Genomic DNA, 11793 nt, shown 5'->3' with positions numbered 1-11793 from the left:
GAAAGTCCTAGTTAATCTCTTTGGGAAACCCATGTAATGTTTCAGTTACTTACACGGTCAACCACTGAGGGTTGTTAATATGAAATTTAACAAAATCCTATTTTTGCTTGCTGCATTAACCTGCACGAATGCACTTGCAAAAGATACCGCTACGTCTGAAACAGAAGAAAAGCGGCCAAACAAACCATTCGTTATTACTGGGGATGAGATTCAACCACTCTCGGATACTCATTGGCGAGTGAAAGTCTCGTACGCTGAAGCCGTCAAAGTTCGTTGCGTCGCATTTGATGAAAGCGAACAAGCCGTCGCAATCGATTCTATCGCTGTGATTCCGCCTTTTTCTGTGTCTGATATGTATACACGAGAAGACGATGGCAAGATCGAGGAAGTAAAATGTTGGATCACCAGTACCCGCTCGGAAGATCTAGCCAAAGACTACATTCGTCATGATACTTAGAATGCACCAAAGCTGTTAGTGATTGGACACGATTACAGCATGCAGTGATGAATCTGAACGTAGAGAAAAAAGCTCGTTTTGGAGCGTAACCATATCGAAAACTGGATTAACAATATGAAGAACCTTGCCGTTAGTACCCTTGCACTCAGCATGTTATTTTCTTCAGGTGCTGTCATCGCAAACGAAACCCAGCCAAAACTCATTCTGCAGCTTACCGTTGACGCGCTGCGTGGTGACTTACCCAATCGATTTAAACACAATTTTGGTGAAGGTGGTTTTAGGCTACTCTTAGATGAGGGAGTTCACTATACGAATGTACATTACCAACATGCGAACACAGAAACGATTGTAGGACACGCAGCCCTTGCTACAGGTGCACCTCCCGCAGTAAACGGCATGATTGGTAATGTATGGTACGACCGAACTCAAGAACGTGTGGTGTACAATATCGAGGATACTAACTACAACTTATTGGCAAGCGATGCTGATATCGATCAATCAACAGAGATCGATTCTACCCAACGTGCAGCACAAGGCGATGGTCGGTCACCGTTAAATATCCACACATCTACAATTGGAGACGAAATTGTTAAAGCTTATCATGGTAAGTCTCGCGCCTTTTCTATCTCATTTAAAGACAGAGGGGCTGTGTCTTTAGGCGGTGAATTAGGTAAAGCTTTTTGGTTCTCTAAATCTGCCAGCGCATTTGTAACGAGTGATTATTACTACGACAAGAACCCAGCTTGGGTTGACGAATGGAATGCCAAGGATTTTACTCAACAGTACAGCGGTAAGCGATGGGAACTCACTCTACCCCAAGAGAAGTATCTATTTTCTGATGATGGTGATGTCGAATATAAAATTGACTTAGCCAATTTTAGTCGCAGCTTCCCTCACCCTTATGGTCCTGCTAGCTACCCATACTTCACTACACTATTGAGCTTAAGCCCAGCAGGCGATGAGATCGTTGCAGATTTTGCCAAATCTGTCATTGACTCAGAAAGTTTAGGTCAAGGTGAATACCCCGATTACCTTTCGGTTAGTTTCTCAGCGACTGATTATGTCATCCATATGTATGGCCCTTCTAGTATCGAGGCAGAAGACAACCTGATACGTCTTGACCGCACATTAGAGGATCTATTCGCTCATGTGGACAAAACGGTTGGGCTTGATAACACACTTATCGTGCTGTCAGCGGATCACGGAGCCCCTGACGTCCCTGGCTACGTGAATGCGTTAGGTGGCAATAAAGCTGACTATTTTGGCATTGAAAAAATGAAACAGTCAGGCGTTTTTGAAGTGGTAGAGAAGCGTTTTGGATTAGATGAGGATGTTGTTCGCCAATATGCAGACCCCTATCTATACCTGAACCATGAACTGATTGAATCAAAAGGCTATAAAGTGTCAGAGGTTCAGACTGTTATCGCCCGCGCATTAGAAAACATCGATGGTATTAGTCAAACAATTACAGCGACAGACATCATGAAAGGTCAACTTTCAGATACGCGTATTAATCGACTAGTGGCTAACAACCATCACCCCACTCGCTCTGGAGATATCTATGTGGTTTACAACCCAAACGTGTACATCAACAACTTTGATGGTTTGAAAGTAGCCTCAGTTCACGGGTCTCCATGGCGTTATGATACTTTCGTTCCTATCTTTTTTGCAGGAATGGATATCAAGGGTGCTAAAGTTCACCGGGAAGTCACCCCTTATGATATAGCGCCAACTATCTCTCAATTTATGGAAATCAACTTTCCATCAGGTTCGACAGGAAGCGTACTCACAGAGGTAGTTCCTTAACCTCTCAGTTTTAGTTATGAGATACGTAGCGGATAAGAAAGTCTAGCCACATAGTGAGAGTTTTGTCATAAGAATAAGTGAGTCAAATACTAAGCTGAATACTAGAAAACATAGTTCGTCACTTTCTAAGTATAATGAATGAGCACATTTGACCACATGGCTAGAGAATTTGTCATTAGAAAAAATAAGTCAAATTGTACAACTTAAAGTTAGGTTCAATCTTGCTCTGGCGCACTTTGGGGCAAAAGCAAGCTAGAGGACAAGCACTAACCTCCCCACTTTCATAAATAAAACCTTTAACACGTTAAGCTATGATTTTTTGCTCATAAACGTGGTCACCAACCGTCTGACGAAAAATCCAAAATCCTCATTAGCGGCTCAAAACTCTTACTAACCCCCTTATTCCATCTCACACTGATCTATTTCCCTCTTTTCGAAGTACAAGTTATTAATAATTCGATATAAATCGCTCTATTGTTTGAGATTGTTGTCTACAGTTTTATAGAGCTTGTCGCTTCGGTAATTGCCACAAGTAACGACACCTTTTGATGGTTAGTTTTGGTTATAAGGAAAGGAAATGGAAAGCCCAATTGTCACACTCACACATGCCAACAAAAGCTTTGTTGATGGTAAAGACACTCATAGCGTGTTGGACAATGTCGATTTCGCTTTGGCGACAGGGGCAAGCGTGGCTTTGACAGGGGCGAGTGGCAGTGGGAAAAGTACTCTGCTGAATATCATTGCGGGGTTTGAACCTCTATCTGGTGGAGAATTGTGGCTCGATGGCGAGAACACATCAGATTGGAAAGATCCACAGTGGAGCCGATTCCGCCATCAAAAACTAGGCGTTATCTTTCAACAGTTCAACTTATTAACGCCACTCAACGTAAAACAAAACATCGCGTTTCCTCTCCATTTAAATCAACAAAAATGGAGCGACTGGTGCGATTACTTAGTGGAAGCGTTAGGCATCAGTGAATTGCTCGATAGGCATGTATCTGCACTCTCTGGCGGTCAGCAACAACGAGTCGCAATAGCGCGTGCGCTAGCCCATAAACCCAAACTACTGCTTGCCGATGAACCCACAGGCAACCTCGACCACAAAGCAGGCATTGAGGTAATGAAGCTGCTGAGTGAAATCACTACACAAGGCAACACTGCCGTGCTTTTGGTTACGCATAGCCCGGAATGTGCCAGCTTTATGCAGACAAAATTGGTGTTAGATGATGGTTGTTTAAGGAACGCAGACCTAACCCAAAGAGCAGCAACGTTGTGAGTCATTCAATGAAGCAAACTGGCTTCGCTCAGAACCAGCTCACCCATACCAAACTGACTCTGAACCTATTCGCGGCACACTATCGCCAATCACCATTGCAAGCCGCAGCGATTCTGATCGGCATTGTGCTAGCGGTCACCTTGTTTGTCGCGGTGCAAGCCATTAACCTCAATGCCAAGCGCAGTTATGCAGAATCGACCGAGCAACTTAGCGCTCAAGCTCTGAACCTTATCATTCCACCAGCAGGGCAAAACTATTTGCCGGAATCGCTCTACTTCAGCTTAAGACAAAGTGGATTAAGCGCTGCGCTACCTGTAATTGAAGGGCGAGTAAGAGACGAACAAGGCCGACGCTGGTCAGTTCAAGGCAGTGAGCTAATCGCCGCCCTCACTTCAAGAGCTCGCCACGCTCGCATCGACGAAAAAAGCAATACTCAAGCCAAAGAGCCAAACATTTCCCTGTTCGACAATGCCTTACCTTTGCCGCAACTCTTAGCGGGTGAACCCATTGTGATGATGAGCCAATCTCAGCACCAGAGTTTGGACGAAGTGGGCACGCTCACTTTGGATGAAGTACTCACCAAGGTTGTGGTACTGCCAGATGAATGGCAACTGGGTAGCCGAATGTTGATGGATATTGGGTTCGCTCAGCAACTGCTTAACAAGCAAGGGCAACTGAGCTACATCGCTATTTTTGACACTAAGAGCGACACTAACAGCAATGCTCAGGATAAATGGCAAAGCCTTATTGGCGAGCAAGGGCAATGGATATCCAACAACCAAAGCACGGATCTCGGTTCAATTACCGATAGCTTTCACCTCAATCTCACCGCCATGAGTTTGTTGGCGTTTTTAGTTGGCCTGTTCATCGCTTACAACGGTGTGAAGTACAGTTTGCTGAAACGTAATCGGCTGTTGGTACAAATTCAACAAGCTGGGATTGCGCCAAGCATCGTATTTTCAGCTCTGTTAGTCGAGCTGACTGTTTTAGTCACACTGGGCGCGTCGCTTGGTTTCATTCTCGGCATTCAACTCAGCCATTGGCTACATCCCACCGTCGCAATAACGCTTGAGCAACTTTATGGTGCAACACTGCTTCCCGGCACATGGCAGTGGCAATGGTTGGTACAAGCTTTATTACTTACGTTAGCGGCTACGTTAGTTGCATGTTGGCAACACTTTAAGCAGCGTATTCGACAACCACTCTCTTCCCATGGTGGTTTTTACCAAGCGCCAGAGGCTTCAAACGAAAACCAGTTGTTTACTATCGGTTTGGTGCTGACGGTTATCGCGTTAGCGGGGTTATGGCTCAGCGAACATCATCGCTTCACCATGGCATGGCTCGGTGTGTTAGTGGTGTCGATTCCTTTGTATTTGCCCAAAACACTCAGCGTGCTAGCGAACTGGAGCGAAAAACGTACCCAATCGGGGTTAATACAATATCTGTTCGCTGAGCTGCGTGAACTTATCTCCCCTCTCTCACTTGCCATGATGGCGTTGCTTCTCGCCGTCACCGCTAACATGGGAATGAATACCTTGGTCGGCAGCTTTGAATCCACGTTAAAGCAATGGCTTGAGCAGCGCTTACATGCCGATATTTACGTTAGCCCTGCCCAAGGTGAAATCGCGAATGTGGAACGTGCGTTAGAGCAGTTTGAAAATGTTGAAACCGTTTATAAGCAATATTATGTCGACGATAACTTGCAGGGTTTACCGACTTTGCTCGGAACCAAAGACAAAGACACACTTGAGCAAACCATGGTATTCCAATCCTACCTTGATGATTTCTGGACGCGCTTTTACCAAGGTGAATTAGTGGCAATCAGCGAGCCTACGGCAGTGAAGCTCGGCTTGTCCCTTGGAAGCCGACTCAAGCTCGACGCGATCCAAGACAAAACACTCATCGTCGGGGCGATTTTCCACGATTACGGCTCACCGAATGGTGAAGTGTTGCTTGCACCTAATTTATGGCTCGAAAGCGGGTTTACTGACTTACCCACCAGCTTGGGAATCAAAGTATCTGGCGACCCACAAGTGGTGTACGAACAGCTACGCCAACAACTCAATCTGCACCCAAGTCAGCTTTACGATCAAGCGCAGATCAAATCGATCGCTTTAGATATATTCTCACAAACTTTTGCCATCACTCGGGCGCTTAATGGCGTCACATTAATGGTGGCGGTGATTGGGTTGTTCTGCGCCTGTTTCATGTTGCTCGATGCACGCAAAGCCGCTATTGCAAGGCTGTATGCGCTCGGTGTTAGTCAGAAAAAATTGATGGCGATGGTGGTCGGGCAAATCGTTGTTCTGGTCGCCTTCACTCTGATTATCGCCTTACCACTCGGCGCTATGGTCGGTTATGTGTTGACGGACATCGTTACCCTGCGCGCCTTTGGTTGGAGTTTAAATTATGTGTGGGATTGGAGTGATGCACTCAGCATCGCAGCCATCACCATTTTAGTAGCTGTGTTCGCGACCTTGATTCCACTGTGGCGTTTGGTCAGCAAACCCGTGGTATCCAGCTTGCAAAGTGAGGTGTTGTGATGAATCGATCAATGAGAGTTTTCGTTCTCACATTTGGCATCTTACTCCTTTTAGGGTGTGAGGAGTCCACTCAACCATCAGCTCAAAATATGGGTTCGATACTCGGTACTGAAACACAAACCGAGAATGAAACGGCAATCGATCAAGCGCAATTTTCTCCGGTAGTAAAAGGTATCGAGATCACCTTCCCTGCCGACCATCAAGCACACCCTAATTTTCGTCATGAATGGTGGTATTTAACCGCAAACTTGATTGATGAAGAAGGCAATGCGTTAGGCGTGCAATGGACACAATTCCGCTTCGCCTCTGCACCACAGGACAGTGGCAATAGTAATAAGAAAACCGCGTGGCAAAGTCAGCAGATCTACATGACACATAGTGCCGTCACGACCGGAGACAAACACTACGCCGATGAAAAGTGGTCACGTAACCAAGCAGAACTGGCAGGAGTAAGCGCTTCACCATTTCGTGTCTATCTTGATGACTGGCAATGGACGTCGACGACCGATGACCTGTTCCCAGCTACATTGGTCGCTAACTCGGGTCAATTTGGATACTCGCTTAAGTTAACCAACAACGCGCCTTATCAAAAGCAAGGCGAACAAGGCTACAGCACTAAAAGTAGCGATGGCAAAGTGGCTTCCTATTACTACAGCCAACCATTCATCGATGTATCGGGCGAAGTAACCATTGATGGCATCACGCATCAGGTGTCTGGTAAAGGTTGGATGGACAGAGAGTGGAGCTCTCAGTTTTTACTCGACTCACAACAAGGTTGGGATTGGTTTGCGCTAAGGCTGAGTGATGAAACCAGTTTGGTGGTATTTCAGCTTCGAAACTCAACAACAGGCAAAGCCAGTTATTCCCATGCGAAGTTGATGAATCAAGATGGCTCCGGCATCACGATTAAGCAGCAAGACATCAGCTTAACCGCCATCAAGCAAACTAAAATCGACGGGAGTGACTACCCAACAGAGTGGCAAGTTTCGATTCCAACTCAACAGATCGAACTGACCGTCTCGGCACTCAATCCAAATGCCAAAATGCCGCTGTCGGTTCCTTATTGGGAGGGGCCAATCGTGATTAAAGGTTCTCATTCCGGATCTGGCTATATGGAGTTGACGGGGTATTAAGCCAACAGCATATTTCTGAAATGAGAAGCTTTAATTTTTAACAGACGAATAAGAATAAAATCAACCGTTACATCGGCTGCCATAAATATCGTTTACCCAGCTTGGGTTATCAATGAACGGGTTGCGGTTACCTTGCCACTGCACGGCTTTCTCGTGGCGTTGACGTTCCCAGTTGTCTACTGGGTCAGCGTTATGCCATTGAAGCAACGTACATAGCTTTCCAACTTTAGGTTTACCTGACGTACTCGAAGTATCATCAACCAGATACAAGTCAGGCATGTTTGCGTTGTTGCCCTCATAGCGCACAGCCATGTAGAAAATTGAACGTGCGGTATCACCTTTCACTGCATCACGAGGTTCAAAGCTGTCGTAATCCGTTTTGTTCAGTGGCGACTTTTTCAATGGCGAACCGCCAAAATCAAAGTCTTTATTTGAACGGATGGAGTTAATCTCGGCATCTGTTGGCTGTAGGTGGTGGATATCGGTATAGCCCCATTGATCTTTGCGCTTAAAGCCAAAAGATTTAGGCCAAAGGTGTTCACGATTCCAAGCATTTTTGTCGTTGTTACCCGATGAGGTAAAGTCTTTGGATTGTGAACGGCCGCTGTAATACAGAATCACGTTGTTCGGATTGTTCGGGTCTTCGTTGGTGTCTTTCAATGCAGACCAAACTTGAGTGTACGTTAATTGCTTTTGCCCACGAGCAGCAATCACACCGAGCATATCTTTTAACGCATTTCCGTTGAGTCCTTCAACTTCGAGGTAGTAGCCATCAGGGTATGTAATATCAGCTAGCGCAACTGGACTAAGAGCTGTAGAAATTAGGAAAAGGCTTAGATTTAAACGCATTTTCATTGTTTTAAGTATCCTTGTTATTGTTTTAATGACCCATCATTAATGAGTGCCCTAATACTCTACAAAACAATACCCATATGCAATCGGTTTATTTATAAAAGGTGCTTCCTGATACTTTTCAATACCTCACGTTAATTATTGATGACTAGTATTCAGCTTTCGAAGCTAATTTTATGCCAAGACAAGTTGCTCTAGTTTGTCACTCCCCAACAAACTAGAGCAACTTAAAAATCAACGCCGTAGACAAACATATCAATGGGTTTTCTATTCAGTCGATAGCGCTAGTGCAGAAATCCCTTGGAATATTTCTTGTCCTTTATCGGTTTTAATTTCAAAATCATCGAGCCAATAGATGTCCGTTAATAACCGAACATCTCCGATTAATTCACAGCGATCCTTTTCGCACAGTGTGTCGATTTCTCCACTCCAACATGTTGATATATCGATGACTATCATTCTTTCTATCTCAAGAAACTGATGGCTAAAGTGCTCATGCAATGACTCTATACCTTCTGCGTAACTAAGCACTAGAGTGCATCTCCCTTCACCAATATCGCAAACTCTATATTTGCGATCGTTTAAATATATTGTGCAATCCACGTAGATTTATCCTCAATCATTAATTCAGATTACATTGTTTTAAATAAATCGAATCTCTGCGAGGAATTAGAGAAATTCATATATGCAAAGTCGAGCAAACCAAATATGAATTTCTCTAACCCATAGTTCTATTGAATCAAGAAACTAAGATAGCTCGGTAACCAACAGTTAGGTTTATCGATAAAACCGAAAGCGCCATCGATAACCTTTAGGATCCCTTAGTTTCAACTCATACATGATTAATACTGGTGCTTATTTAATAAATAAGCTTGGTGCTATTTACGTATGCGTTAATCAATAAGATGCAACCAAAATGAAGTTAAAGCGCTCAATCGCACCCATAAATTATTCAGCTAAATGGAAGGTCATCGTTCTCGTGTTGTCTGTAGTACTGATGCTTCTCAGTGCCCTACCCTCTGCATTTGGTGAACGTGAAGCTTTGCACATTTCAAACCAAACGCATTCGACACACGCTGATGATGTATATCGTTATCTTGTGGACAATAGCATTGATATTCACAGTGTTAGCGAAAACAACGATAGGTTAGTTGTGACGTTTGCTTCAAGCGGGCAACAAGCCCCCGCACAAGCTTTGATGTCCGATTTTATCCAATCATCGGAGACCGTTGCCCTCACGCTCGAACCTTCAGCTCCTTCTTGGCTAACCTCGCTGGGCTTTCAGCCGATTAAGTTTGGATTAGATCTGCGCGGTGGTGTGCAATTTCTGTTAGACGTTGACCTAGTCCCTGTCTTTAATTCTCACGCGCAATCAGTAATCGACGACCTTCGTCAGGAGTTTCGTGTACGCGGTCGTGTAGAAAGCGGTGAGGTGGTCATTGCTCGATATAACGAAGCATTACTTGGCGATATTCGAATCCACTTAAGAACACAGTATCCAAATTGGACTCTGAGCCAATCTGGTGAGCGCTTAACGCTCTCAATGGATGAGGAAGAGAAACGCGCGATTCGAACTCTGACCGTGACACAAAATCTTCAAACAATGCGAGGCCGCATAGAAGAGCTAGGGATCACCGAAGCCGCAGTCCAACGCCAAGGTGAAAATCGAATTCGCATCGAACTGCCAGGAGTACAAGACCCGACATCCGCAAAAAACATTATCGGCGCCACTGCATCGTTAGCGTTTTACCATGTGGAGCCTAATGTCAGCGCACGAACAAAATCCATCAATGACCAAGATGGTAGACCTGTCATTCTGCATAGAAACAGTATCTTAGGGGGCGAGCATATTATCGATGCACGCGCCAACCTAGGAGAAATGGGAACACCCGAAGTTAACATCACTCTTGATAGCACGGGGGGGCGGCTGATGACCAATCACTCGCGCAGCAATATCGGAAACCCGATGGCGACTCTGTACAGTGAATACAGTCAATCAGAGACAGGACAATCCATCGAGCAAAGCGAAGTTATCAGCGTAGCGACAATTCAATCAACGCTGGGTAACCGCTTTCGCATCACTGGCGCGGGGTCAATGGCAGACGCTCAAAACCTTGCTCTTCTATTGAGAGCTGGCTCACTCACCGCTCCTGTCACCATTGTTGAAGAACGCACAATCGGGCCAACTCTTGGTGCTGAAAACGTCAAAAATGGCTTTGCTGCACTCGCCTTAGGGCTTGGTTTTACATTGGTATTTATCGCTTGTTGGTATCGACGCCTTGGCTGGGTTGCGAATGCTGCACTGACTATCAACTTAGTGTGTCTGTTTGGCCTATTGGCGCTCATTCCTGGCGCTGTGCTAACGCTTCCGGGCATTGCTGGGCTCGTGCTAACCGTGGGGATGGCTGTCGATACCAACGTGCTTATCTTTGAACGCATCAAAGACAAAATGCGAGAAGGCAGAAACTTTTCCCAATCCATAGATCGAGGGTTCGATAGTGCATTCTCTTCAATTTTCGATGCCAACCTCACCACTATGATCGTTGCCATCGCTTTGTATGCAATAGGTAACGGCCCAATTCAAGGCTTTGCTATCACACTCGGATTAGGTCTACTGACTAGCTTATTTACCGGCGTATTTGCGTCTCGAATTCTTATCAATTATTTGTGGGGAAGAGACACCTCACATGAGGTGAAACTGTAATGACCAAATCAATTAACGTCACCAAAATACGTCAATTGATGACGATGATATCTCTGATTCTTTTGACGCTTTCCATTACATCAATCGTTGCAAGGGGGTTCAATTGGGGGCTCGACTTTACGGGAGGTGTTGTCGCCGATATTCAAACAAAACCAAACGTAACTCAAGTTCAGCTCAAATCTCACCTCGACTCAGCATTGAGCCAAAATGTTCAAGTGACGGCGGCAGGCAGTGAGGGAAATTGGCAACTGCGTTTCAATGATACAGACCTCGATTTGCGAGAAGCACTTAACCAAGCACTGTTGCCAGTAGACAGCAATTTTCACATTGCTAACAGCAGCGTAATTGGCCCTCAGGTTGGGTTAGAAATGGTCGAACAAGGCGGCTTAGCGATTTTGGCTTGTTTCGTTCTTACCTTGTTGTACTTGAGCTACCGATTTGAATGGCGATTAGCGCTAGGTTCAATTGCGGCGTTGATTTACGACATTGTTATTGTGCTAGGGCTCTTTGCGGTGACTCAAATTGAATTCAACCTAACCGTGTTGGCCGCTTTACTGGCAGTGATGGGCTACTCCCTGAATGACTCGATCATCATTTCAGATCGAATTCGTGAGGTATTTCGTGCGAAGCCAGACGGAGAAACCGATGCCCTTCTCGATCAGTCCATCGTGTCAACGTTGTCACGAACGCTTGTCACATCAGGCACCACCTTAGTCACAGTCTCAGCATTGTGGTTGTTAGGAGGGATCGCACTAGAAGGTTTCGCCATTGCACTGTGTGTCGGGATTTTAAGTGGGACATGGTCTTCTATCTCTATTGGCACACTCTTGCCAACTCGTGTGGGCTTGAAACCAACCCACTATAAACCGGAAGAAACTGAATCCCTTGAAAGCATGCCTTAGCTTTTACTTACTGCGCTCATTGCTTACTGCTTACTGCTTACTTAGCACGCTATTAGGCGAATGTCGGTCGTCTGAGAGCAACAAAGAATTTCTCTAATTCATAGTCTGAATCATCGGTTC

General features: G+C 45.3%; 9 protein-coding genes. 7 read left to right on the top strand and 2 right to left on the bottom strand.

The annotated features are described in order from the left end of the window. The first annotated feature begins 79 nt into the window (after window positions 1–79). The 5 genes from AACR09_RS13885 to AACR09_RS13865 all read left to right on the top strand — a co-directional run bounded on the left by AACR09_RS13885 (window position 80) and on the right by AACR09_RS13865 (window position 7215). Window positions 80–457: a hypothetical protein gene (locus AACR09_RS13885; RefSeq protein WP_104047497.1), complete on the top strand. Its 378-nt coding sequence runs from the start codon at window positions 80–82 to the stop codon at window positions 455–457. A 114-nt stretch (window positions 458–571) separates the two neighbouring features. Beyond that, window positions 572–2263, top strand: coding sequence for an alkaline phosphatase family protein (locus AACR09_RS13880; protein WP_193835204.1), 1692 nt, complete (start codon window positions 572–574; stop codon window positions 2261–2263). Window positions 2264–2840: 577 nt separating this feature from the next. After that, window positions 2841–3539: an ABC transporter ATP-binding protein gene (locus AACR09_RS13875; protein ID WP_193835203.1), complete on the top strand. Its 699-nt coding sequence runs from the start codon at window positions 2841–2843 to the stop codon at window positions 3537–3539. Window positions 3540–3547: 8 nt separating this feature from the next. After that, a complete protein-coding gene (locus AACR09_RS13870) occupies window positions 3548–6082 on the top strand; it encodes an ABC transporter permease (protein ID WP_193835202.1) in 2535 nt (844 codons plus the stop codon). After that, window positions 6082–7215 (top strand): lipocalin-like domain-containing protein, encoded by a 1134-nt coding sequence (locus AACR09_RS13865; RefSeq protein ID WP_193835201.1) that lies wholly within the window; start codon window positions 6082–6084, stop codon window positions 7213–7215. Before AACR09_RS13870 ends, AACR09_RS13865 begins: the two co-directional genes overlap by 1 nt. Window positions 7216–7275: 60 nt before the next feature. On the opposite strand, the gene AACR09_RS13860 is transcribed toward AACR09_RS13865, so the two are convergent. Together AACR09_RS13860 and AACR09_RS13855 are read right to left on the bottom strand one after the other, a co-directional pair. Beyond that, on the bottom strand, window positions 7276–8070 hold the full coding sequence (locus tag AACR09_RS13860; RefSeq protein WP_017091752.1) for an endonuclease I family protein: 795 nt from the start codon (window positions 8068–8070) through the stop codon (window positions 7276–7278). Between the two features lie 264 nt (window positions 8071–8334). Continuing rightward, window positions 8335–8598 (bottom strand): hypothetical protein, encoded by a 264-nt coding sequence (locus tag AACR09_RS13855; RefSeq protein WP_017091753.1) that lies wholly within the window; start codon window positions 8596–8598, stop codon window positions 8335–8337. Between the two features lie 385 nt (window positions 8599–8983). Here AACR09_RS13855 and secD point away from each other — a divergent pair, with 385 nt between their 5' ends. Then, window positions 8984–10771 (top strand): protein translocase subunit SecD, encoded by a 1788-nt coding sequence (gene secD / locus AACR09_RS13850; RefSeq protein WP_193835200.1) that lies wholly within the window; start codon window positions 8984–8986, stop codon window positions 10769–10771. Then, a complete protein-coding gene (gene secF, locus AACR09_RS13845) occupies window positions 10771–11673 on the top strand; it encodes a protein translocase subunit SecF (RefSeq protein WP_193835199.1) in 903 nt (300 codons plus the stop codon). Before secD ends, secF begins: the two co-directional genes overlap by 1 nt. Window positions 11674–11793 lie beyond the last annotated feature (120 nt).

Origin of the sequence: Vibrio sp. OPT20, from assembly GCF_963889365.1 — a bacterium.
In the GTDB taxonomy this organism is placed as follows: Bacteria; Pseudomonadota; Gammaproteobacteria; order Enterobacterales; family Vibrionaceae; genus Vibrio; species Vibrio splendidus.
Note: the sequence above shows the minus strand (reverse complement) of the source record. Positions and strands in the feature narration are given on the sequence as shown.